The organism is Acinetobacter sp. H1(2024) (genome assembly GCF_046557555.1).
GTDB lineage: Bacteria > Pseudomonadota > Gammaproteobacteria > Pseudomonadales > Moraxellaceae > Acinetobacter > Acinetobacter seifertii.
Genome location: NZ_JBKGFO010000002.1, coordinates 353517 through 376817, shown reverse-complemented (window position 1 = coordinate 376817; position 23301 = coordinate 353517). Strand labels below are relative to the sequence as shown.

Genomic DNA, 23301 nt, shown 5'->3' with positions numbered 1-23301 from the left:
TTAATTTAAACCAAGATCAACAACAAGTTGACGGGTTGGTTCAACTTGATTCATTGAATAGAAGTGTAAGCTTGGTGCGCCACCTGCAATCAAGCGCTCGCATAGCTTAACAACAACTTCATGACCGAAAGCTTTAATACTTTCACTGTCATCGCCATAGGCTTGTAACTGCTTACGGATCCAACGAGGAATTTCAGCACCAGTACCATCTGCAAAGCGAATTAAGTTGCTTGCATTGGTAATTGGCATAATACCAGGAGCCACTGGAATGTTAATTCCTGCACTCTCCAAGCGCTCTATAAAGTAAAAGTACGAATCTGGATTAAAAAAGAATTGGGTAATTCCTGCATTAGCACCAGCTTGTACTTTTTCAATAAAACGTTGAATATCTGAATCAAGATTTTCAGCTTGAGGATGCATTTCTGGATAAGCTGCAACTTCAATATGAAAATGATCACCTGAGTGCTCACGAATAAAACGTACTAAATCTTGAGCATAAGGAAGCTCGCCAAGTCCAACCTGACCAGATGGTAAGTCGCCACGTAAAGCGACAATACGGTCAATACCTTGTGCCTTGTATAAATCGAGTAGTTCAGCAATACGCGCTTTATCATCACCAATACAAGAAAGGTGAGGGGCAACAGGTGTACCTTTGCCATTGAAATCATCAATAGCAGCAAGCGTGCGTTCGCGAGTAGAGCCACCGGCTCCATAAGTAATCGAGAAAAACTCAGGGTTTAATAGCTGTAGTTCTTGGTGAACAATACGAAGTTTTTCAGCACCGGCATCAGTTTTTGGCGGGAAAAACTCAAAAGAAATAGGTGTACGTTTAGTCATGTCAAATCCTTGTAAACAGCGAAACATTTTAGAAAAAAGGGCAGTCGGTTCACCGTCTGCCCTTAAGTTCTTAGTATTTGTAAGCGTCAGACTTGAATGGTCCCTCAACAGCAACGCCTAAGTAATCGGCTTGCTTTTGAGTTAACTGGGTAAGTACACCACCGAAACCGGCAACCATTGCCGCAGCAACTTCTTCGTCAAGTTTCTTAGGAAGAACTTCTACACGGATTTTTGCAGCTTTTTCGTTTGCAGGAAGGTCAGCAAATTTCTCTTGGAATAAGTGAATTTGACCTAAAACTTGGTTAGCAAAAGAACCGTCCATCACGCGTGATGGGTGACCAGTTGCATTACCTAGGTTTACAAGGCGACCTTCAGAAAGAAGGATAAGGTAGTTGTTTTCGTCTTCTGAACGATAAACTTGGTGAACTTGTGGCTTAACTTCAACCCACTTGTAACCACGTAAATACGCAGTGTCGATTTCTGTGTCGAAGTGACCGATGTTACATACAACTGCACCAGCTTTTAAGCTATCTAACATTGCAGCATCACATACGTGGTAGTTACCAGTAGTCGTTACAACAAGGTCAGTGTTGCCAAGTAAGTCTTGGTTAACATCTTCTTTTTTACCTGTTTGTACGCCGTTTTTGTATGGAGATACAACTTCATAGCCGTCCATACATGCTTGCATTGCACAAATCGGGTCAACTTCTGTTACACGAACAATCATGCCTTCTTGACGTAAAGATTGAGCAGAACCTTTACCTACGTCACCGTAACCGATCACAAGCGCACGGCGGCCAGATAACAACATATCTGTTGCGCGTTTGATTGCGTCATTTAATGAGTGACGGCAGCCATATTTGTTGTCGTTTTTAGACTTAGTAACTGAGTCATTTACGTTAATTGCAGGTACTTTCAAAGAACCGTCTTTCCACATTTCGATAAGACGTTGAACACCTGTTGTTGTTTCTTCGGTAATACCGTGAATACGTTCTAAAAGAGCAGGGTATTTGTCGTGAACAAGAGCAGTTAAGTCACCGCCATCGTCCAAGATCATGTTGGCATCCCAAGGTTGACCATTTACATTGATTTGTTGCTCTAGGCACCATACATATTCTTCTTCAGTTTCACCTTTCCAAGCAAAAACTGGAATACCGCGAGCAGCAATTGCAGCAGCAGCGTGGTCTTGAGTTGAGAAAATGTTACATGATGTCCAGCGAACTTCAGCACCTAATTCAACAAGCGTTTCAATTAGAACCGCTGTTTGAATGGTCATGTGAATACAACCAAGAATTTTTGCGCCAGCAAGTGGTTTAGATGCTGCATAGCGTTTACGTAAGCCAATCAAAGCTGGCATTTCTGCTTCAGCAAGTTTGATTTCTTTACGACCGTAGTCAGCAAGTGAAATGTCAGCAACTTTGTAATCTGTAAATGAAGCATTAACCGCGTTCATCAGGATCTCCTAGGAAAAAAATAGTATTGATCATTCTGTTCGCGGATGCCGTTGTTGGTTAAAACGAGTGTTTAACCGATCGTCGAGCCTGGCAAAATGATCTTTAGTGCCGATCATTTGTCGCAGCATCCCTCGACTAGCGAAACATTGTACTTGGAAAAGCTTTTAGTGCCAATCCAGTTTTGTTTATTATCTGCTTAATTACGACTTTAGATTTAAATTATGGCCTTAAACATTCCCGAATCTTTGGCAAACCTCGAGGCAAACAGTGGTGTTTTTGCAGTTTGGATGGTGCTAAAGCATTATGGGGTTCAGGTTGATGTTGCTGAATTGATTAAAGTTTGCCGATATGAGCAAGATGGTACCTATACCATTGCTTTAGCTGTTGCTTTAAAAAAGTTTGGTTTTGATGTTTCATTTCACTCAGATAAAGACCCTAACATTAGCCCTAGTGAACGCATGAGTTATAAAGAAGCAAAGGTATTAAAAATACCAACGGGACCAGCACTGAGCTATCAAGATATTCAAGTCGCAATTCAAAATGGGCAAATGGTAATCGTGTACTATGACACTTTGGATGGGGTCGGTAATCAGTCTCTTGTTTATTCTATAGATCCAAAAGAAATTTGCTTTTTTGATAGTTTCGAACCAATGTCAGCTGCAGTTTTTGAGAACCAGCGTAAAGCAGAAGGAATTTGTCGTCAGGCTATTGTAATTGGTGATCGTAATTTAAATATTTATTCGACTACATTAAATTAGGTCAAAGTGAGCCAGTAGAGTGCTGGCTCAGATTGAAGTTATTGTTGTTGATATTCTTGAATGACTTCTAAAGCAGCACGAAAAGCTTCTTGAGTAGCAGGCGCGCCGCAATATGGCAGACTATGCAATAAAGTTTCTTGAATCTCTTCAACTGTACAACCATTGTTGAGTGCGCCACGAACATGGCCCTTGAGTTCTGTTGGTGATTTGAGTGCTGTGAGCATTGCTAAAGTAATTAATGAGCGATATTTACGTGGAAGCACACCTTCACGTTGCCAAGTTGATCCCCATGCATGTTCATTAATCCAGTCTTGTAAAGGTTGGGTAAAGGGTACGGTATTTTCTTGGGCACGTTTTACAAAAGTTTCTCCCATCACTTCTGTGCGTACTTTTAATCCATTTTCGTAATCTTGCTTAGACATTAATTTCTCCTAAAAATAAAAGCGTCGAGTGACGCTTTTATGGCTATTTATTAATTAATGCGAATCAAAAATGATTGCAATAGTGAATTGGTGGAGGCATCAGTCACACTATTTGATGAGGGTTTGACAAAGGTAGATCCTTATCGAGTTTTTCATCAAAAACATCGGTAAGCATGCTGTCAAATCGAATTGCATTGTATTGCAATAGTTGTTGAGCTTCGTTTTCAGAAATAAAGCCTTCTTTTATCGCTTGTGCAATATTCTCTTCAAAAGTAAGACCAGTAAACTTGCCTTTGGATTCAGCTTTCTTAAACTTATCCCAAAGCGGTTCAAGGGTTCTTAAAATCTGGAACGTGTGCTCTAGACGGCCAGTAACATCGTTAGGTTCAGTTGAATAGTACACATGGCGTTTGAGTTGCTCTCTAAACGGATGTTCTTCCATCATGAGTTCCGCAACTTGCTGTTTTAATTCATCATCTGGTTTTGAAATCACACGACCTAGCGGGAAACATACCCATTTTACAAATGCTGCTGGAAGCTTGGCTGGGAAGTTGTCAAATAGCCCCCAAAATGCTTCCTGAATATTTAAGAACGCTTTTTGTAGTGCTAGTTTTGCGTGCAATTGTTCAGCTTCAGTTTTTTGCCCAGCCTCATAAAATTTTAAAATCGCAGTAGAAATAAATAAGTTTGCATGTATATCAGCTAAACGTCCCGATAGCATTTCTTTGCGTTTTAAATCTCCTGCAAGTAAGCCAAGCGACATATCAGAAACAAGGGCGAAGTTGGCACTGAAACGGTTAATGGTTTTATAGTAACTTGAAGTGAACTGATCTGATGATTGCGGTGCATCACTTGAACCACCAGTCCAACCATAAGCAAATGATTTTGCACCGCGATTAAAGGTATACGCTAAGTGTTTAAATAACAGGTCATCGAATTTTTGAACTGCATTGGCTTTGTCTTCAGACTGAAGTAATTGCAGCTCTTCAAAAAGATAAGGGTGACAGCGCATTGAACCCTGACCAAAAATCATGAGTGAACGGGTTAAAATGTTTGCACCTTCGACAGTAATTGCAATCGGGATGGCTTGATAGGTAAGGGCAAGGAAGTTACGAGGCCCAAGCTGAATACCACGTCCACCAGCAATATCCATGCCGTGATTAATGACTTTACGCATGGTTTCTGTTGCATAGTATTTTGCCATGGCAGTCATCACGGCAGGAGTTCCGCCTTGATTTAAACCACATGTGACTAAATAACGAAATGCTTCAAGCATATAGGCATCACTGGCAATTTCACTGCTTGCTTCTTGCACACCTTCAAATTTACCAACAGAAATATTGAACTGTTGACGAATTCTCGCAAAAGCACCCACAGTGAGATAACTCATTTCACCTGCGGCTGTAGCTAACGCTGGAAGTGAAATACCACGCCCAACACCTAAGCATTCCATCAGCATGCGCCAGCCTTTACCCGCATTTTCTTGTCCACCAATAATCCAGTCGATAGGAATGAAAACATCTTCACCCTCAACTGTTCCATTCATAAATGGAGAGCCGGGATAATGGCGCGCTCCTATTTTTACACCAGCATGGCTTGCAGGAATAAGTGCACAGGTAATACCGTATTCGGTTTTATTTTTATCGCCGAGTAGACCTTCAGGATCATAAAGCTTAAATGCTAAGCCAACTACTGTGGCAATTGGAGCAAGCGTAATCCAGCGTTTAGAGAAATTCATGCGCAGGCCAAGGACTTGAGCGCCTTCATATTCGCCGTAGCAAACAACGCCTGAATCTGGGATAGCGCCGGCATCTGAACCAGCTTCAGGACTGGTTAAACCAAAGCATGGAATCTCTTCGCCTTTAGCAAGGCCAGGTAAATATTGCTGCTTTTGCGCATCGGTACCGTAGTGCATAAGTAATTCACCAGGTCCTAAAGAGTTCGGAACCATACAACTTACTGCTGCAGTTAATGAGCGTGACGCAATTTTGCTCATAATACGGCTTTGAGCAAATGAGCTAAATTCTTTACCACCAAAGGACTTGGGAATAATCAGGCCTAAGAAACCTTTATCTTTAATGAACTGCCAAACTTCAGGAGGAAGGTCTTTTAATTGATGGTGAATTTCCCATTCATTAAGCATGCTGCATAGCACTTCAACTTCATTATCAATAAAACTTTGTTCTTCTGATGAAAGTGTAGGGTAAGGATACTTCTCAAATTGCGACCAATCTGGAGCACCCATAAATAATTCTTTTTCCCACCAACTTGTTCCTGCTTCTAAAGCCTCTTGTTCAGTGGTACTGATGCTCGGCATTGAGTTTGCCAGAGTTTTATATGCAGGTTTTGTAATTAAGCTAAACCGTAAAGGCTTAAACAAAATAATAATGCTAAGAGCAATAAGAGGAATCCCTAAAAGCAGTGACCATGGCGTTAAAATGAGTGCAGTAAGGACGGCTACAGCAATCGTAATAACACTACCAACGACTCTGTTTAGGTTAAAAAAGAAAATTGCCCATATTGCAATAAGCTGAATGACAATACTTAAAACAAAGAGTAGGAAAATCATACTTGCTCCTTGCTAGATAAGCCCTCAAGTTAGACGTTACAAAAGGCGAGGAGAGATTTAAGGCTTAACTAGCTTATTTTTAATGCTGTTTAAATTTGATTTTTTATGTCGCAATTGATCTATATGCTAGAGCAGGGATATATCGTACTTTTAGGTATAAAATATTTTTGAGTGAAAGTGTAATAGCTTGTTTTATCTATTTGTCAAGAAATGTTATTGATTTTCTTATACAAATAAAAAGCCCTCTGTATTAGAGGGCTTTTTATAGAAATTTAATTTTTAAGCTTCGACGACTTGAACAGCGATTTTTTTAGCTGGATCTACTTTACGACGAACTTCTGGTACTGGCTCACCGTGATATTGACGGTCAGCAAAGTAACTCGAACGAACCATTGGCGCAGACCAGATATTTCTAAAACCAAGTTTACGGCCATGCTCTGCATAACGCTCAAACTCTTCTGGTGTTACAAAGCGGTCAATTGGTGCGTGTTGTTTTGAAGGTTGTAAGTATTGACCAATAGTCACATAGTCGACATCGTGAGCACGTAAGTCATCAAGTAATGCAATGACTTCTTCTTCAGTTTCACCAATACCTACCATCAAACCACATTTGGTTGGGATGTCAGGGCAGTATTCTTTAAACATTTTCAATAAGTTTAAAGAATGTTGGTAATCTGAACCTGGACGCATCGCTTTATAGAGACGAGGTACAGTCTCAATATTATGGTTGAAAACATCTGGCGGACATTCAGTCATAATGCGTAAAGCAATATCCATACGTCCACGGAAGTCTGGAACTAAAATTTCAAGTAATGTGCTTGGACTAAGCGCACGAGCTTCCTTAATACAGTCCACAAAATGTTGTGCACCGCCGTCAAGTAAGTCATCACGGTCAACCGAAGTAATTACTGCATATTTGAGTTTAAGATTGGCAATAGTCTCTGCCATGTGACGAGGTTCATCAGGGTCTAGTGCATTTGGTCGACCATGTGCGACATCACAGAACGGGCAACGACGTGTACAAATATCACCCATAATCATGAATGTTGCTGTACCACCACCAAAACATTCTGGTAGGTTAGGACAAGCTGCTTCTTCACAAACGGTATGGAGTTTTTGAGCACGTAAAGTGGTTTTAATACGCTGAACTTCTTCTGGTGCCGTCATCTTGACACGAATCCAGTCAGGTTTACGCGGCACTTCAACCGTAGGTACAACTTTTACAGGAATTCTTGCGACTTTTTCTGCGCCACGAAGTTTTACACCCTGTTCAGGTTTACGGTGTTCTGACATATTTAACTTTTCCACTCGTTTATAGAGACATTGACATTGTATTATAGCCGAGTTCTTTGGTTAATAGCGGAAAATAACTATTCATATAATAAATGTGGTTATTCAGAAATATAGGGTTGAGAAATACATAAATTCACCGCATATTAGTCATAATCTATTATAAAATATGGTCATTCAAGAGAGGAAGGAGCTTTCAATGCCACGTAAAAAAGAGGTCGTTAGTGGGAATTTCGTTAAGTACGATGCGGTAGTTCTCGGTTCTGGACCTGCAGGTGAAGGCGCGGCAATGAAGCTTGCAAAAGCGGGTAAGCGTGTTGCAATAGTAGATGTGCGTGATCAACTGGGTGGTAACTGTGCTCACGTAGGGACTATTCCAAGTAAAGCATTACGTCAAACAGTTTCTAGTATTATTCGCTATCAACGTGACCCGATGTTTCAAAAAGTAGGTGAATGGAAACAGTTCACCATGAAACAGGTGTTGCGTAATGCTCACAAAGTGATTCAACAACAGGTTGATACACATACACGTTTTTATGACCGCAACAAAATCGGCGTATTTCATGGCCGTGCATATATTCAAGATAAAAATACAGTTTTAGTTTTTAGCCATGAAGGCATTAAAGAAACAATCATCTGTAAGCAAATCGTGATTGCGACAGGTAGTCGTCCTTATCATCCACAAGGTCTCGACTTTGACCATCCTCGTGTATTTGATTCAGATAAAATTCTTGATCTTGATTACTCAATTCAAAAAATCATTATTTACGGTGCAGGCGTTATTGGCTGTGAATATGCTTCGATCTTTATTGGTTTAGATCATAAAGTTGACTTGATTAATACTCAGCAAAAACTCTTAAGCTATTTAGATGATGAAATTGCTGATGCTTTGTCTTATCACTTACGTGAACAAGGTGTGTTAATTCGTCACAACGAACAAATGGATCATCTTGAAACATTTGATGACCACGTTGTATTACACTTACAAAGTGGTAAAAAAATCAAAGCCGATGCGATCCTTTGGTGTAATGGCCGTTCAGGTAATACAGAAGGCTTAGGTCTTGAGAATGTTGGGTTAGTGCCAAACAACCGTGGTCAGCTTTCTGTAAATGATCAATACCAAACTGAAGTTGAAAATATCTATGCTGCTGGTGACGTAATCGGTTGGCCATCACTTGCTTCTGCTGCTTATGACCAAGGGCGCTGTGCTGGCGCAAACATGAGTGGTGAAGATGCGAAGCCAGTACGTGATATCCCAACAGGTATTTACACCATTCCGGAAATTTCATCTATTGGTAAAAATGAACAGGAATTAACGGAAGAGAAAATTCCGTATGAAGTAGGTCAAGCTTCTTTCCGTCATTTGGCTCGTGCACAAATTACGGGTGATACAGTGGGTGAATTGAAGATTCTTTTCCATCGTGACACTTTAGAAATTTTAGGTATTCACTGTTTTGGTAATAACGCTGCCGAAATTATCCACATTGGGCAAGCAGTTATGCACAGCCCAAACAATACCTTGAAATATTTTGTCGAAACAACGTTTAACTATCCAACCATGGCTGAAGCTTACCGTGTAGCTGCACTTAATGGTATGAATCGCTTGTTTTGATTTTAAATAATTTTTCAATAAAAAAGCCCGAAAACTTGCGGGCTTTTTTATTTTCATTAGACCATACGATTTTTATATTTTTATGACAATGTACAGAGTGATTTCAGCGCTTCATCTTTCTAGTGTGCACAAAATGCTTGATTAAAATATTCAAATAAATCAGGCGTCTGTTTCCATAAAATGATGGAAAGAACCAGAAAAGCTACAATGAAGAAACTCATAATTGTTTTCAAAAGTAAGGCATTATGCGTCATGAATAACAGCCTCCTCATTTACAAAGAAATGTACAATTACCCCTAATATACTCAAAGCTATTGAACATAGCCAAATCGCATTGTAATTACCTGTTAAGTCATGGTTAACACCGCCAAGCCAACCGCCAAAGAAAGAACCAACTTGATGGGTGAAAAACACAATACCGCTCAGCATTGAAAGGTATTTAACGCCAAACATATTTGCGACAATGCCATTGGTGAGTGGAACAGTAGAGAGCCATAGAAGACCCATAACGACGCCAAAAGCATATACTGTATAAGTGCTTAAAGGTAATACTAGAAAGGCAATGATTGCGATGCCACGGCTACCATAAAGCGCCATTAATAATTTAGGTTTTGAGAAACGATCTCCCAGCCAACCCGCCCCATAAGTTCCCACAATATTAAATAAGCCGATTAAAGCTAGAAACACTGTACCTGTCGCCGCATCAAAGCCGTGGTCGATTAAATAGCCTGGCAAATGTACCCCTAAAAATACAACTTGGAACCCGCATACTAAAAAACCTAAAGCTAACCACCAAAAAGGTTTGTGTTTTCTGGCAATGTTAAGTACTTGTTTAAATGTGAGTTGAGGTTGAGCGATTGCTTTTGGGGCTTGGTTGCTTGGCCCTTTTAACATCCATGCTAGAGGAATGATAAGAGCGATTAACAGCGCACTCACCATTAAAGCTGCGGACCATCCTACTGTTTTAAGCAAGAGGAGTGTAGATGGCAGCATAATAAACTGACCGAAAGAGCCTGCCGCACTGGCAATACCCATTGCCATACTTCTTTTTTCTGGAGGAGCGGCTCGCCCTACGGCACTGAGTAAAACCGTAAAAGAGGTTGCAGATAAAGCTAAACCAATAATAAGACCTAAGCTTAAATTTAAAATGAGTACACTTGAACTAAAAGCCATTAAGAGTAAGCCAAGGGCATAAAGTAATCCGCCAACAGCAACCACAATTTTACTGCCATATTTATCTGCGATCGCACCGGTAAAAGGCTGCACAGCTCCCCATATTAAATTTTGCATCGCGATTGCAAGACTAAAAACATGTTGCCCCCAACCAAAATCATGACTCATTGGAACTAAATAAAGTCCAAAACCATGACGAACACCTAATGAAAGAGCCAAGATAAGAGCGCTACCAATTAACATGTATATAAGTGGCTGTGAGAACTGATTGCCTGTTTTAGTCATTGTGATTGGAAAATTATAGGAAAGTGATGAGTTATTGTAGAAGATGTATCGAAAGATATCGATATAGATGGTGGGAATATTTAAGAAAAATTAAAAGGTAACAACGCTAGTCTCTTTATAACAAAAGCAAACCAGCAGAAATCATTTTGATTTCTGCTGGTTATGAAAAAATTAAGTTGCAGAATTACGCTCAAGTAGCGCTTGTTCAAAAAGAACTTGTTCTTTTTCTTTGTGTTCGGTTGTGAAGCGAATCAAAATCACGCTACAACCCGCAACCATAACCAGTCCACCTAAAATAAATAAGCACGTTTGAATATCAAGTACACCTTTTAATAAAAAGCCAGCTGCAACTGCACCTGCATTACCACCCGCACCAATAATTCCTGCTACACCGCCTAATGCATTACGGTCAATAAATGGTACAAGAGCATATGTTGCGCCGCAGGCCATGTGTGTAAATAGTGCAAAAATAGTCATTGAAAGAATAGCGAGAGCGACACCATTCATTTGAGAGAAAAGGACTAAGAATAAACCTTCGCCTAAAATCATGAGTACAAGTACTTTCGTGCGTCCATCTAGTCCTTTAGTAAGTGCGACTTTATCGGAAATAATGCCCCCTAGTGCACGCGCAAATAATGCAAGAAGACCAAATATTCCTGCCGTTAAACCCGCAGTTTTTAAATCCATTTTGAATTGATCAACATAGTACATGGCTGCTACGTTATGAATAAAAATTTCGATACCAAAGCATGCACCATAAGCCAGAAATAAAATCCAGACGCGGTAGTTACGCGCAGCCTGCATTAAAATTGCCATACCGCCTTTTTTGCCGCTGCCAACATCAATGCCTTGTGCACGAACTTCTTTAAAATCACCTTGAGGACAATCTTGAGTTAACTTCCAGTAAAGGACTCCCACAATCACCATCATCACACCCGGTACGATAAGAGCAATACGCCAGCCCATAGTTTGCTCAACACCGAACATGACAATTGCACCAAGTAATAAAGGCATTAAGGCTTGAGTTGCACCGCCGCCAGCATTACCCCAACCAGCCGCCGCTGCGTTTGCTGTACCTACAACATTAGGTGCAAACATAATACTTGTATGATATTGCGTAATAACGAAGCTTGCGCCAATTGCACCAATGAGTAAGCGGAAGAATAGAAATGATTCATAACTGTTGGCAGCAGCAACACCAAATACCGGAATACTGCCAAGTAAGAGTAGGGCTGTATAGGTAATTCGTGGACCATATTTATCGCAAAGGGGACCGACAGCGAGTCGCACTAAAATCGTAATTGCAACGGCGGCAATATTAATATTGGCAATCTGGTCTTTAGTTAAACCGAACTCACCTTTAATAACAGGCATTAAAGGAGCACAGGCAAACCATGCGAAGAAGCAGACAAAAAAAGCGAGCCAAGACATGTGAAAGGCACGCATTGCTGGAGTTGAGAAGCTGAATAATTTAATCTCAGTTGCTTTTTTTGCATCTAGATTGATCTTTGAAGACATACGCCGTCCCTCTGAACTGAACGAATTTTTAATTTGCGCGACAAAATAAATTGTCTATTTGCATACCGATCAGAGCGGACGTCTTTGGCCGTCTTGGTTTATCCATTGAATCGCCATTGATTCATCATGTTGTAGATAAAGCAAAGGCTGTGCCAAAAAATAATTTTTACTAAAAGGAAAATGTTAGTTTTTAATTTTATTCAGTTAGTTGGAATTTAATAAAATTAATTAACAAAATAAGATTAAGAAAAAAGCAAACCACAGAGATGGACATGAGGTTCTCCTAATAATTTAATAAGAAATGCTCATTTTTTTAGCATATTGGTTTAAAAAGAAGCAGGATTGAACTTACCAATAAAAAAGCTATAAAAGCTTCAGCAAGGCTTTTATAGCTTGAGTATTTTAAAAAATTAGAAACGGTAGCCTACACCTACATAGGTAATAAGTGGGTCGATATCAATTTTGGTATTCGCTTTAATAAGCTCTTTACCTGTATTTTGATCTGTGACATAAATTTTTGCTTCATTATTCATTTTTGAATAAGAAACTGAGCCGACGGCGAACCAGTTCGGATTGAAGTCATAGGTCGCTCCAACCGTAACAATCGGTGCGAAAGTATCGGTCGCTTCAAGTTTAACAATAGGGTTAGCTGAAGACGTTTTACCGTCTAATGCTGCACCCGCTTGACCATCATGAATATTTTGAATCATATGGCCTGCTTTGATTAAATCTGATTCAATCCCTGAATTCATTTTTAAATCATTGAAATAGGCATACATCACACCTGCACCAATGTATGGACGAAATTTATTTACACCCGATTTACCAAATTGGTAATGCAGTTCAACTGCTGGTAACCAAGCTCGTGCTGTGGCAGCTTTACCGCCTTGAGTAAGATCAGTGATATGAATATCTTGTTTTAAAGGTATATCACCAAGAATAGTACCAATACCACTCGGTTTATCTACGCCAGATAAGGGAGCATAAATATTACCTTTCCCTTTAATATCAACTTTAGGTGGAACACCAGCTTTAATTTCCAGAGATAAATTATCTGTAAAATTATAATTTGCCATGATACCCAGAGTATCAACACTTTGAGCTTCTAAGCCCGTACCTTGAGCTTGCCAGTTAGATAGTCCATTAATTGTGGCATTACCTGCAATATTGGAATTTAAGTACGTTTTTCCATCATCACCTTTATGGGTAATAAACGGACTTATCAGGGAACTACTTGTAAACCCTTTTAAAGTATCATATTTATTTTTACCATTAGCGGTTGATTGATCTATTGCATTAAGAACAGAATCTACAGTTACATCGCCTACTTTAGAGCTGGTTCCTTCAGCGACACTGGTATTAATGTTGACTGGATTTGCGCTTCCTTGTGGCATTGCATGTAACCAGCCGGCAGAGACTGAAAAGCGTTTAAAACCATCACCATCTTTTAAGCTAAAATATGGAGAAGCGGCGAAAGTGACTGTTGGCAGAGCAAAAAAGGCAGCTGTCATACAAAATAATGACTTTTTCATCATAAAGGACTCCATGTCCGACATTTGTTTACTGATTTTTATTGAGCCCACCTTAGCGCGTTTTATTAAATTGATTGTTTAATAAAAATTAATAATTGTAATTGTTTTGAAATATTTGTTTATATTTGGAAAGAATTATTAATAAAAAATACAAAATAAAAAACAAAAGGCTACTCAAAGTAGCCTTTTGTTAATGTTTATTAAATTATTAGTTGAAGCGAGAAAGGTCTTCTTCAGGACGAGCTGTCAATACTTCGATACCTGTTTGAGTCACTAAAATAGTGTGTTCATATTGAGCAGAAAGTTTATGGTCTTTCGTTACAACAGTCCATTTGTCACCAAGTAATTTGGTTTGCCAAACACCAGCATTGACCATTGGTTCAATCGTAAAGGTCATACCTGCTTCTAAGCGCATACCAGTGCCAGCTTGGCCATAATGCAACACTTGAGGTTCGTCATGGAAAACGGTACCAATCCCATGACCACAATATTCACGTACTACGCTAAAACGTTCTGACTCAACATATTTCTGGATAGCATGGCCAATGTCACCTAGGTATGAACCGTCTTTAACTGTTGCCATTCCACGGTACATTGCTTCTTGAGCAACTTTACATAAACGGTTTGCCAAAATAGAAGTTTCACCTCCTACGACATACATCATGTTGGTGTCGCCGTGATAACCATCTTTAATTACGGTCACATCAATGTTAAGGATATCGCCGTTTTTTAAGATTTTATTTTCAGAAGGAATACCATGACACACGACATGGTTAACCGAAGTACAAATAGAATGTTGAAAAGCAGGGCGTCCTGGAGCACCACCATAACCCACACAAGCTGGAATGGCATGTTGTACATTTTCAATATGATTACGGCAAATGGTATCAAGTTCGAGGGTGCTTACACCGGCCTTAATATACGGCTTGATCATCTCTAGAACTTCAGCCGCCAGTCGTCCTGCAATGCGCATTTTTTCAATTTCATCTGGAGTTTTGATTAATCGACGTGGAGCTGTATAAGTACTGTTCATGATCTCTAAAAACTTTTGGTAATTTACAAGCGTCTATGGTATAAATAGCCGCCCATTTTATCAAATGCTTTTCGTGAATATCTTTTACGAAGATTTTTGATAGGTGGAGTAAAAAATCCGCACATATATCGTCACATTACTCTGGGTGCCCGTAAAAAGGTGGAGAATGCGGATATATGGAGGCCTAACCCAACTTTTAAGGTAAAGAAAATGGCAGATTACAACGTAAGCATGCGCGACCTTCTTCAAGCAGGTGCGCACTTTGGTCACCAAACTCGTTTCTGGAACCCAAAAATGCGTCAATACATTTTTGGCGCGCGCAACAAAATTCACATCATCAACCTTGAGCACACTGTTCCTGCGTTAAATGATGCTTTGAACTTCGCTAACCAATTAGCAAGCAAAAAGAATAAAGTTTTGTTCGTTGGTACAAAACGTGCTGCTTCTAACATCATCCGTGAACAAGCTCAACGTGCTGGTCAACCATATGTAGACCACCGTTGGTTAGGTGGTATGTTGACGAACTGGAAAACACTTCGCCAATCTATCAACCGTTTAAAAGATCTTCAAACTCAATCTCAAGACGGTACTTTTGCTAAGCTTACTAAACGTGAAGCTTTAGAACGTACTCGTGAGATGGAAAAACTTGAGCGTTCTTTAGGCGGCGTTAAAAACATGGGTGGTTTACCTGACGCATTATTTGTAATCGACGTTGATCACGAAGCGATTGCAATTAAAGAAGCTAAGAACTTAGGTATTCCTGTTATCGGTATCGTTGATACAAACTCTAACCCAGACAACGTTGATTACGTTATTCCTGGTAATGACGATGCGATCCGTGCAGTAACTTTATATGCTTCAGCTATGGCTGACGCAATTCTTGCTGGTAAAGAATACGCTCAATCTCAAGCGAACGCTCAAGCAAAAGGCGATGACGCTGCGAAAGACGCTTCTGAGGCTTAATGCGTTTTGACGCAGGCTTGTCATTTTTGCGACATGTAATGGTGGCAAATTAAGCGTCGAGAGTGCAAACGGCCCAGAGTTTCTTTGGGCCGTTTTTGTTGAAAAGATTTATTTTCTACCGATTTTAGGAGATCAACATGACTGCAATTACTGCAAGCATGGTAAAAGAATTACGTGACCGTACTGGTCTTGCAATGATGGAATGCAAAAAAGCATTAACAGAAGCGAACGGTGACATCGAACTTGCTATTGATAACCTTCGTAAATCTGGTCAAGCTAAAGCTGCTAAAAAAGCTGGCAACATTGCTGCTGACGGTGCAATCACTATCGTTCAAGACGGTAAGAAAGCGATCTTAGTTGAAGTAAACTGTCAAACTGACTTCGTTGCTAAAGACGAAAACTTCTCTAACTTTGCACACGCAGTTGCTGCTGCTGCTTTAGCTGCTGGCGAAACTGATGCTGCTAAAATCGCTGAATTAAAATTGGCTGATGGCCAATCAGTTGAAGAAGCTCGTATTGCGCTTGTTCAAAAAATCGGTGAAAACATCCAAGTTCGTCGCGCGAAAATCGTTGAAGGCGAAAACTTGGCTATCTACAAACACGGTTTAAAAATCGGTGTTGTAGTTTCTTACACAGGTGATGCTGACACTGGTAAAGGTATTGCAATGCACGTTGCTGCATTCAACCCAGTAGCAGTAAGCGCTGAAGCTGTTCCAGCTGACCTTATCGCTAAAGAGAAAGAAATTGCTGAAGCGAAAGCGTTAGAATCTGGTAAGCCAGCAAACATCGTTGAGAAAATGGTAACTGGTTCTGTTGAGAAATACTTAAACGAAGTTGCTCTTGACCGTCAAATGTACGTTATCGACAACGACAAAAAAGTTGCTGACGTATTAAAAGCGACTGGTACAACTGTTGCTAACTTCGTACGTTTCGAAGTTGGTGAAGGTATCGAGAAAAAAGCAGAAATGAGCTTCGCTGAAGAAGTTGCTGCTGCTCAAGCTGCTGCGAAGTAATTCGTATCACAATAAAAAAAGCCCCTATGGGGCTTTTTTTATCCCTATTGAAATCGGAATATAAAGATGACAAATAAAAAAAATCTAAGTATTGGCGGCATTATTGTCTTATTGATTGCTGCATATTTCGGTCTAGATTCATCTGGGCATAAGAAGAATCAAACATCATCACCCACTCCTATCACTCAGCATACTGAAACGGCGCTTTCAAATGATGGCGCGGATACCATAAAAACTGCTTATGATCGTAAACAAAGTAATGTTCAAGTGCAGGGAAGTGGTCGAGTAAAAGCAATTTTAAGAGAAGATAATAATGGGACAAGACATCAGAAATTTATTCTTGTATTAAAAAATGGTCTTTCAATTTTGGTCGCACATAATATTGATTTAGCACCAAAAATTGAAGATTTACACAAAGGAGATATTGTCGAATTTAATGGTGAATATGAATATAACGAAAAAGGTGGTGTATTGCATTGGACGCATCATGATCCACAAAATCGACATGAAAATGGTTGGCTAAAACATAATGGGCGTATTTACCAATAGAAAACGGATATACATTTCTATCTAACAGCAATTTTGTTCTATGCATCTTTTTAAAACATGCTATGTTTTTTCTAGATAAGTAGATGAGATGTATATATGTACCGCGAACAGGCTGACTACTTGCATTTGCGAGAGTTGGGCGGTTTAGAACTATTAAAAGCACATTACCACCAAACGCAATTTTCAAAGCATACCCACGAAGGGTATTGTATTGGTGTGATTGAAGAGGGTGCACAGTCTTTTTTTAGGACGGGACAGCTACATGTAGCCCCTAAAGGCGACATTATTTTGGTGAATGCAGATGAAATTCACACAGGTTCATCTGCTGTCGAATCGGGTTGGCGTTATCGAGCAATTTATCCTACACCAGAAATGCTTGCTGAAGTGAGCCAGGATTTTTTTGAGAATGGTCATGGCGCACCTTGGTTTCCTCAAGCAGTTATTCAGGACTTAGGTTTGTCTCAACAACTTTGCTTGTTATTTGATTTATTAGAACAAAAAGATAATTTTTTGCTGAAAGAAACCATGTATCTGTCGACATTGGCTTGTTTAATGATGCGTCATGGTAAATCACGGCATACCTTTTGTGAGCTACCAGAAGCTTATTCGAAAATCTTAAAAGTTAAAGATTTGTTGGCAGATATGCCTGAAAAGAATTTTTCTTTGCAGGAATTGGCTGATATGGTTGGATTAAGCGCTTGGCATTTTTTAAGACAATTTAAAAAATATGTGGGTTTACCACCTCATGCGTGGTTGGTACAGGCACGTTTGCAAAAAGCGAGACAGTTATTAAAGCAAGGTGATCAAATTGTGATGGTTGCACAGCAATGTGGATTTTCTGATCAAAGTCATTTTAACCGTCACTTTAAAAAGGCGATGGGTGTGACACCTACCCAGTATGTAGCAAGCCTTAATCTCTAAAATTTATTTTCATTTCTAAACGCAATTTTGTTCAAGAGAAGCTAACCTGCATAGAAGAAAATCTATAAATATTTAATGTTATAGATGTCTAGAGATGAATACTCACTTAAATCAATCTGTAAGATTTTCTAAAGGCCAACCTCCGTATCTTTTTTTACGAGGGGCGGTAGATATATTGCCATTGTCTATTTCGGTTATTCCGTGGGCTATTTTGGCTGGTTCAATGGCAATTCATGCAGGTTTATCATTTTATAAAGCATTAGCAATGTCAGGAATTGTGTTTGCTGGTGCTGCACAATTGGTCAGTTTGAGTATGGTGATGGAAGGTGCATCATTATTAACAATCTATATCACGATTTTCTTTCTTACTGCACAGCATTTTATTTATGCATTAACTTTAAGAAATAACATTTCTATTTTGTCTTTGCCAAAGCGATTAAGTTTAGGTTTTTTGCTAACAGATGAATTGTTTGCTTTAAGTGCTCCGAACGAAAAAAGGCATCCTCATTATTTGTTAGGGGCGGGTATATGTTTTTATTTATTCTGGGTGATTTTTAGTTTAGCTGGAATTTTATTGGCTACGACGATTCCAGATTTATTGTCCTACCATTTAGATTTTTCGATTATTGCTATTTTTGTGGCCATGATTATTCCTATGTGTAAGGAAAAGCCTGTCATAGCTGGAGTTTTAACAACTTGCATTACTGGCTCTTTTTTCAAATTTTTAAACTTGGAAGGAGGTATTCTAATTTCTGGCTTATTGGGAATGCTTATTGCGGTTTTTGCAGAAAATAGAACAGGAGAAAAATAATATGTCATGGCTTATGATTTTAGGATTGGCTACTATTGTGTTTTTTAATCGTTATTATTTTTTAGAACCGAATGTAAAAGTAAAATTACCCGTATTGATGAATAAAATGCTGAATTATTCAGCGCCTTGCTTATTAACTGCTATTTGTATACCAGTAATCTTTTTTGAGGGAAATGAACTAAGAGGTATTTTTGATAATCCTTACTTATACGCGACAATATTTTGTATTGTAATAGCTTTCTATTTAAAAAAAGTTTTGCCCAGTGTGCTACTCAGCTTAGCATTTTTCTATTTTATAAATTTTCTAATAAATCAGTAAATTTAAGCTGAATCTAAAAGATTCAGCTTTTTAATAAATTATTGAGTAATCAGTTTGTTCTGCCGACTTTTCCACTTAGGTAATATTTTTGCAAGATAGGCATCCATACACCAAACTGGACCAATCAATAGAAATTGTAAATCTTTAAAGAAAGAAGGTTTTTTACCTTCAACTTTATGTCCGTAAAATTGTCCAATCCAAGCAATGACAAAAAGAGCAATATAAAATCCTACCCCTACAGGTAAGACATAAATAAGCCAAGCCATCACAACGAGAAGTGCAGCCATTGCTACTGCAAGTACAAGATCGAGTCGAGCATAGAAAATTAGAGTCAGTACAATGAGTAAAGCAGTGAGTAAGACGCTAAAGTGGGCAATGATTCCGATAATAGAAAATAAAATAGCTGGGACGCATACCCAGTGGATTTTCTTGTTCGTTGGATTTTGATGGCTTTCACTGTATTCATCAAACCATTCACCAATAGATTTCATAGACCTTTTTCTCCATGTCTAATTTTGAATCATTCTTTTTATGCCTATATTTTAGCCTGTCGTTATGTGAGTAGACAAGAAAAGTTGCAAATCTTCCTTATCGTTCATTTATGTGATCTTAAAATTTAAGGATTCATCATCTGGAAAAAGCGGGTTGGAAAAGTTAAAAGCCGAACTTAAAAATAGCGAATTCTATTTTAGAAAAATCTGGCTATTTATTTTTGGATTTTGAAGTCAGGAAATGACCCAAAAAAGCACTTTTTTATGAAAAGCCGGAAAATAACAGAAAAATACTCAACTCAACTGCTCTTAAAACGCGATAAATAGCCCTTTTTAGACTAAAGTGGTACTAGGGTAGCGTAATTTTTTTTAAATGGCTCTAATCGAAAAATAGAAGAAAAAAATGAGAGGTATTAAAAAGATGTGTTTTTGGGTTAAAAATTAATCAATTTTGTAATTGTAAAATGAGTAGAAACATAAAATTTTTGAACATAATTTCTTATGATGAACTCCAAAAATTAAAAAGCCACAAATTAAATTGTGGCTTTTTTCATGAACTCTAGGAGTAATCGCTTATGAAGTAGGACCGTCTACACGTTCAATACTTACTTTAGCAGTGCCTGCATTGGTAATACCAAGGCGTTTTGCTGCACCGTATGATAAATCAAGTACACGATTTGCATGGAATGGACCACGGTCGTTTACTTTTACTACCACACTTTTGCCATTATCTTTGTTTGTCACACGGATATAACAGTTCAATGGCAGACTGCGATGAGCAGCAGTAAGTGCATTCATGTCGAATGTTTCACCACTTGCAGTTTTACGGCCATGAAATTGACGACCATACCAAGATGCCATACCAGTTTGGCTAAACTTACGAACAGTATTTGAAGCTACTGTGTTAAGTTTTTCAATCACTGAAGGCTCATCTTCAGGGATTTCAATTTTAGCTGCGATAGCTTGACGACGAATTTGATCGCCAGAACGTTCAGTGATTGAAAGACTGTTAATGTTGGAAAAACGAGAATTAAAGCTTTGAGTATCTTTACTCAATACACGTGCTGCTAAATTTGCATTTGGACCATCTACATCACTGTTTAATGATGATGACTGCATCATTTCAGCGTGCAGTGGGGCCATACTTAAACTAGCCGTCAGTGCAAGAATGTATTTCAGCGATAACTGCATTTATATAAACTCCTGAGAACATGCTCTTTTTCTTTTAGCAAAACGCTAAAAATTGAAGTGAACATGCCTAATTATTCACTTTTGCAATTGCTTGATTGGGGTGGATAATATTCATCGCTTACGGAGAGTGTCTAGTCTTTAACGAGAAATAGTTACAAAAAGGGCAAAAACTTACAGTTTTAGATTAAAAAATAACCAAATATGTAACAAGGTATTTAAAATGTGTGTATTGTGATCGATTTAACAAAAATATTTATTGACTTTTACATAAGCTCATCAAAAAGCTAGCCTATCGGCTAGCTACTTCTGTGCCTAACAACCATACAGCAGTCGCATACATTCGGCTTTTATTATAAGTAGTAATCACTTGAAAATTTGGATAAGTTAAATAGTAAATTGGACCGTTATAATCTTGTAATTGAATAACATTTACCATATCTAGATCATCAATTTTAACTAAAGGATTTAATGGTGAAATCCCTTGAGTTTTGAGTACGCCATATGGAGAAGGCTGAGTTAGGTCTTTGGCAATGATATTTTCTGGATTTGAGCCGACATAACGAGCCATGAAGCCAATCGGTTGATCGCGTTGCCATCCTTGTTTTGCTAAGTAGTTTGCGATTGACCCAATAGCATCTTCCGCAGAGTTACGAAGATCAATGTGCCCATTACCGTCAAAATCGACTCCATACTTACTGATATTGCTTGGCATAAACTGTGGGTAGCCAATTGCTCCAGCATAAGAGCCAACAATACTATTGGTTGGATAGCCTTCTTTATAGGTCCATGCAATCAGAGCAGCTAACTCATCACTGAAATAATCAGCACGGCGCGGGTAACCAAATGCTAATGTCGCAAGCGCGTCACGAGTGATGAAAGAACCTTTATTGGCTCCATATCCTGTTTCAACACCTAAAATACCTAAAATGACAGCTTGAGAGACACCAAATTGCTGTTCAGCTCGGTTAAGTGCATCTGCATATTGGTTTTTAAAGCGGACACCACGCTGAATAGTACCTTCAACCAAAAACATAGAGCGATAGTCGTACCAAGGCTTACTTTCACCTGGGCGAGTCATAATATTTATAATGTTTGGTAAATTTTTTGCACCGCTCATCGCGGCATCTACTTGTACACTGCTTAAACCATAAGTATTCATGGCTTTTTGTTTAAAATTTAAATAATTAGGATCATTTACAAAATCATTGGCCTGAGCAAAATGACTTGTGCTCACTAGGCCAGTACACAAGGCGAGTACTTTTAAAGTTTTATTAACAAATTGAGACAACATATCTTTTTAAAATTCCAAATTATCGATGTGTATGAATAGACATGACTAAACCAAAAGTGGCCATTAAAGTAATAATAGCGGTACCGCCATAACTCATAAAAGGCAAAGGAACACCCACTACAGGTAAAATACCACTGACCATTCCTGCGTTTACAAATACATAAACAAAAAAAGACAAACCAAAGGCGCCAGCAACCAAACGGCCATAATTATGAAAGCTTTGTAAACCAATTTGGAATGTTCTAAAAATAATAGCTGAATAAAGAATAACTAATATAAGTACGCCAATCAGACCAAATTCTTCGGAATAAGCTGCAATAATAAAGTCAGTATGACCTTCTGGTAAAAAGTGTAAATGTGACTGTGTCCCTTCAAGAAAACCTTTACCTGAGAAGCCGCCAGAACCAATAGCTGTTTTAGATTGAATAATGTTCCAGCCTGTTCCTAATGCATCTGCTTCTGGGTCAAGTAGCGTTAGAACACGTTGACGTTGATAGTCGTGTAAAAGGAATTCCCATGCAATTGGAATAACAATAGCGGCACAGGCTGCTGCTGCGCCGATCATACGCCAAGATAGACCACTTAAAAATAGTACGAAAATACCACTGGCTAATACGAGTAGAGATGTTCCTAAGTCAGGTTGTTCCGCAATGAGTAAAAAAGGAACACCAATTAACATTAATGATAAAACAACTTGGGAGAAGCTAGGGGGAAGTGGTTTGCGTGCTAAAAACCAAGAAATCATCATTGGCATGCCAATTTTCATGAACTCACTGGGTTGCACACTTCCAAAACCGGGAATATCAATCCAGCGTTTAGCTCCCATACGAACTTCACCAAAGACCATAACTCCAATTAAGGAAAATAGTGCAAATAAATAAAAGTAGGGTGAAAAAGCTTGATAAACCTTGGGAGGAATTTGAGCCAGACCAATCATGACTAAAAAGCCAATACCAAAGCTCATAGCCTGTTTACTGACTAAGCCGACATCTTGTGCAGATGCACTATATAGTACCGTTAAACCTAACAGAGCATTTAGGAATAAAAATAGGCATAACCAAGGGTCAATATGAAGTTGCTGCCAGCGTGATGGTTGCATGGCAGTACTAAGACCATCTCGAGGAGCTTGGCGTAAAAATTTATATTGTGGACTAGGAGACATGCGGCTTTAACTAGGTCAATCAGTGCTTGGCGCATGCTAACATAAACGTGATTTATGGCAATGTATATCAATATTTTGCAATAAAAAAACCTGGCGTTTGCCAGGTT

21 protein-coding genes are annotated in these 23301 nt (G+C 38.9%); 8 read left to right on the top strand and 13 right to left on the bottom strand.

Annotated elements, in window-relative coordinates; genetic code table 11:
* Both metF and ahcY read right to left on the bottom strand, forming a co-directional pair.
* Window positions 1-837 (bottom strand): methylenetetrahydrofolate reductase [NAD(P)H], encoded by an 837-nt coding sequence (metF, locus tag ACLCEG_RS07550; RefSeq protein ID WP_134261917.1) that lies wholly within the window; start codon window positions 835-837, stop codon window positions 1-3.
* Between the two features lie 70 nt (window positions 838-907).
* Window positions 908-2290 (bottom strand): adenosylhomocysteinase, encoded by a 1383-nt coding sequence (ahcY, locus tag ACLCEG_RS07545; RefSeq protein ID WP_410566925.1) that lies wholly within the window; start codon window positions 2288-2290, stop codon window positions 908-910.
* Window positions 2291-2512: 222 nt separating this feature from the next.
* Here ahcY and ACLCEG_RS07540 point away from each other — a divergent pair, with 222 nt between their 5' ends.
* Complete coding sequence (locus ACLCEG_RS07540; RefSeq protein ID WP_410566923.1) at window positions 2513-3049, top strand: cysteine peptidase family C39 domain-containing protein; 537 nt, start codon at window positions 2513-2515, stop codon at window positions 3047-3049.
* Between the two features lie 38 nt (window positions 3050-3087).
* On the opposite strand, the gene ACLCEG_RS07535 is transcribed toward ACLCEG_RS07540, so the two are convergent.
* The 3 genes from ACLCEG_RS07535 to lipA all read right to left on the bottom strand — a co-directional run bounded on the left by ACLCEG_RS07535 (window position 3088) and on the right by lipA (window position 7333).
* The gene (locus ACLCEG_RS07535) at window positions 3088-3471 is read right to left on the bottom strand and encodes a carboxymuconolactone decarboxylase family protein (RefSeq protein WP_032025652.1); all 384 of its coding nucleotides are present in this window, start codon (window positions 3469-3471) and stop codon (window positions 3088-3090) included.
* Window positions 3472-3574: 103 nt separating this feature from the next.
* Window positions 3575-6040, bottom strand: coding sequence for an acyl-CoA dehydrogenase (locus ACLCEG_RS07530; protein ID WP_410566921.1), 2466 nt, complete (start codon window positions 6038-6040; stop codon window positions 3575-3577).
* 279 nt (window positions 6041-6319) lie between these two features.
* A complete protein-coding gene (lipA, locus tag ACLCEG_RS07525) occupies window positions 6320-7333 on the bottom strand; it encodes a lipoyl synthase (protein ID WP_004700412.1) in 1014 nt (337 codons plus the stop codon).
* 196 nt (window positions 7334-7529) lie between these two features.
* Here lipA and sthA point away from each other — a divergent pair, with 196 nt between their 5' ends.
* Window positions 7530-8942 carry a Si-specific NAD(P)(+) transhydrogenase gene (gene sthA, locus ACLCEG_RS07520; RefSeq protein WP_004700414.1) on the top strand — a complete coding sequence of 471 codons (1413 nt, stop codon included), beginning with the start codon at window positions 7530-7532 and terminating at the stop codon, window positions 8940-8942.
* A gap of 243 nt (window positions 8943-9185) precedes the next feature.
* Here the strand turns inward: sthA and ACLCEG_RS07515 are convergent, their stop codons facing one another.
* The 4 genes from ACLCEG_RS07515 to map form a co-directional block, all read right to left on the bottom strand.
* Window positions 9186-10400: an MFS transporter gene (locus tag ACLCEG_RS07515; protein WP_410566919.1), complete on the bottom strand. Its 1215-nt coding sequence runs from the start codon at window positions 10398-10400 to the stop codon at window positions 9186-9188.
* 171 nt (window positions 10401-10571) lie between these two features.
* Window positions 10572-11918, bottom strand: a complete 1347-nt coding sequence (locus ACLCEG_RS07510) for an MFS transporter (RefSeq protein WP_347913530.1) — start codon at window positions 11916-11918, stop codon at window positions 10572-10574.
* A gap of 410 nt (window positions 11919-12328) precedes the next feature.
* Complete coding sequence (locus ACLCEG_RS07505) at window positions 12329-13453, bottom strand: OmpW/AlkL family protein (RefSeq protein WP_039250808.1); 1125 nt, start codon at window positions 13451-13453, stop codon at window positions 12329-12331.
* 205 nt (window positions 13454-13658) lie between these two features.
* Complete coding sequence (map, locus tag ACLCEG_RS07500; protein WP_004700423.1) at window positions 13659-14483, bottom strand: type I methionyl aminopeptidase; 825 nt, start codon at window positions 14481-14483, stop codon at window positions 13659-13661.
* A 210-nt stretch (window positions 14484-14693) separates the two neighbouring features.
* Between map and rpsB the strand changes: the two genes are divergently transcribed.
* The 6 genes from rpsB (at window position 14694) to ACLCEG_RS07470 (ending at window position 19059) form a co-directional block, all read left to right on the top strand.
* Window positions 14694-15446 carry a 30S ribosomal protein S2 gene (gene rpsB, locus ACLCEG_RS07495; RefSeq protein WP_001982118.1) on the top strand — a complete coding sequence of 251 codons (753 nt, stop codon included), beginning with the start codon at window positions 14694-14696 and terminating at the stop codon, window positions 15444-15446.
* Between the two features lie 137 nt (window positions 15447-15583).
* Complete coding sequence (gene tsf, locus ACLCEG_RS07490; protein ID WP_019457162.1) at window positions 15584-16459, top strand: translation elongation factor Ts; 876 nt, start codon at window positions 15584-15586, stop codon at window positions 16457-16459.
* A gap of 66 nt (window positions 16460-16525) precedes the next feature.
* On the top strand, window positions 16526-17008 hold the full coding sequence (locus ACLCEG_RS07485; protein ID WP_216133976.1) for a DUF3465 domain-containing protein: 483 nt from the start codon (window positions 16526-16528) through the stop codon (window positions 17006-17008).
* A 96-nt stretch (window positions 17009-17104) separates the two neighbouring features.
* A complete protein-coding gene (locus ACLCEG_RS07480) occupies window positions 17105-17929 on the top strand; it encodes an AraC family transcriptional regulator (protein ID WP_039250811.1) in 825 nt (274 codons plus the stop codon).
* A gap of 94 nt (window positions 17930-18023) precedes the next feature.
* On the top strand, window positions 18024-18740 hold the full coding sequence (locus tag ACLCEG_RS07475) for an AzlC family ABC transporter permease (RefSeq protein WP_348901440.1): 717 nt from the start codon (window positions 18024-18026) through the stop codon (window positions 18738-18740).
* Window position 18741: 1 nt separating this feature from the next.
* Window positions 18742-19059: an AzlD domain-containing protein gene (locus tag ACLCEG_RS07470; protein WP_348901441.1), complete on the top strand. Its 318-nt coding sequence runs from the start codon at window positions 18742-18744 to the stop codon at window positions 19057-19059.
* A 38-nt stretch (window positions 19060-19097) separates the two neighbouring features.
* Here the strand turns inward: ACLCEG_RS07470 and ACLCEG_RS07465 are convergent, their stop codons facing one another.
* The 4 genes from ACLCEG_RS07465 to rodA all read right to left on the bottom strand — a co-directional run bounded on the left by ACLCEG_RS07465 (window position 19098) and on the right by rodA (window position 23194).
* Window positions 19098-19550, bottom strand: coding sequence for a DUF962 domain-containing protein (locus ACLCEG_RS07465; protein ID WP_198072323.1), 453 nt, complete (start codon window positions 19548-19550; stop codon window positions 19098-19100).
* Window positions 19551-20123: 573 nt separating this feature from the next.
* Window positions 20124-20741, bottom strand: a complete 618-nt coding sequence (locus tag ACLCEG_RS07460; protein WP_002052473.1) for a septal ring lytic transglycosylase RlpA family protein — start codon at window positions 20739-20741, stop codon at window positions 20124-20126.
* Window positions 20742-21030: 289 nt separating this feature from the next.
* Window positions 21031-22032 (bottom strand): lytic murein transglycosylase B, encoded by a 1002-nt coding sequence (mltB, locus tag ACLCEG_RS07455; RefSeq protein WP_019457156.1) that lies wholly within the window; start codon window positions 22030-22032, stop codon window positions 21031-21033.
* A 19-nt stretch (window positions 22033-22051) separates the two neighbouring features.
* Window positions 22052-23194: a rod shape-determining protein RodA gene (gene rodA, locus ACLCEG_RS07450; protein WP_019457155.1), complete on the bottom strand. Its 1143-nt coding sequence runs from the start codon at window positions 23192-23194 to the stop codon at window positions 22052-22054.
* Between the last annotated feature and the right edge of the window lie 107 nt (window positions 23195-23301).

Coding starts and splice junctions, on each gene's coding strand:
- metF (WP_134261917.1), bottom strand. CDS start 837: ATGACTAAACGTACACCTATTTCTTTTGAGTTTTTCCCGCCAAAAACT.
- ahcY (WP_410566925.1), bottom strand. CDS start 2,290: ATGAACGCGGTTAATGCTTCATTTACAGATTACAAAGTTGCTGACATT.
- ACLCEG_RS07540 (WP_410566923.1), top strand. CDS start 2,513: ATGGCCTTAAACATTCCCGAATCTTTGGCAAACCTCGAGGCAAACAGT.
- ACLCEG_RS07535 (WP_032025652.1), bottom strand. CDS start 3,471: ATGTCTAAGCAAGATTACGAAAATGGATTAAAAGTACGCACAGAAGTG.
- ACLCEG_RS07530 (WP_410566921.1), bottom strand. CDS start 6,040: ATGATTTTCCTACTCTTTGTTTTAAGTATTGTCATTCAGCTTATTGCA.
- lipA (WP_004700412.1), bottom strand. CDS start 7,333: ATGTCAGAACACCGTAAACCTGAACAGGGTGTAAAACTTCGTGGCGCA.
- sthA (WP_004700414.1), top strand. CDS start 7,530: ATGCCACGTAAAAAAGAGGTCGTTAGTGGGAATTTCGTTAAGTACGAT.
- ACLCEG_RS07515 (WP_410566919.1), bottom strand. CDS start 10,400: ATGACTAAAACAGGCAATCAGTTCTCACAGCCACTTATATACATGTTA.
- ACLCEG_RS07510 (WP_347913530.1), bottom strand. CDS start 11,918: ATGTCTTCAAAGATCAATCTAGATGCAAAAAAAGCAACTGAGATTAAA.
- ACLCEG_RS07505 (WP_039250808.1), bottom strand. CDS start 13,453: ATGATGAAAAAGTCATTATTTTGTATGACAGCTGCCTTTTTTGCTCTG.
- map (WP_004700423.1), bottom strand. CDS start 14,483: ATGAACAGTACTTATACAGCTCCACGTCGATTAATCAAAACTCCAGAT.
- rpsB (WP_001982118.1), top strand. CDS start 14,694: ATGGCAGATTACAACGTAAGCATGCGCGACCTTCTTCAAGCAGGTGCG.
- tsf (WP_019457162.1), top strand. CDS start 15,584: ATGACTGCAATTACTGCAAGCATGGTAAAAGAATTACGTGACCGTACT.
- ACLCEG_RS07485 (WP_216133976.1), top strand. CDS start 16,526: ATGACAAATAAAAAAAATCTAAGTATTGGCGGCATTATTGTCTTATTG.
- ACLCEG_RS07480 (WP_039250811.1), top strand. CDS start 17,105: ATGTACCGCGAACAGGCTGACTACTTGCATTTGCGAGAGTTGGGCGGT.
- ACLCEG_RS07475 (WP_348901440.1), top strand. CDS start 18,024: ATGAATACTCACTTAAATCAATCTGTAAGATTTTCTAAAGGCCAACCT.
- ACLCEG_RS07470 (WP_348901441.1), top strand. CDS start 18,742: ATGTCATGGCTTATGATTTTAGGATTGGCTACTATTGTGTTTTTTAAT.
- ACLCEG_RS07465 (WP_198072323.1), bottom strand. CDS start 19,550: ATGAAATCTATTGGTGAATGGTTTGATGAATACAGTGAAAGCCATCAA.
- ACLCEG_RS07460 (WP_002052473.1), bottom strand. CDS start 20,741: ATGCAGTTATCGCTGAAATACATTCTTGCACTGACGGCTAGTTTAAGT.
- mltB (WP_019457156.1), bottom strand. CDS start 22,032: ATGTTGTCTCAATTTGTTAATAAAACTTTAAAAGTACTCGCCTTGTGT.
- rodA (WP_019457155.1), bottom strand. CDS start 23,194: ATGTCTCCTAGTCCACAATATAAATTTTTACGCCAAGCTCCTCGAGAT.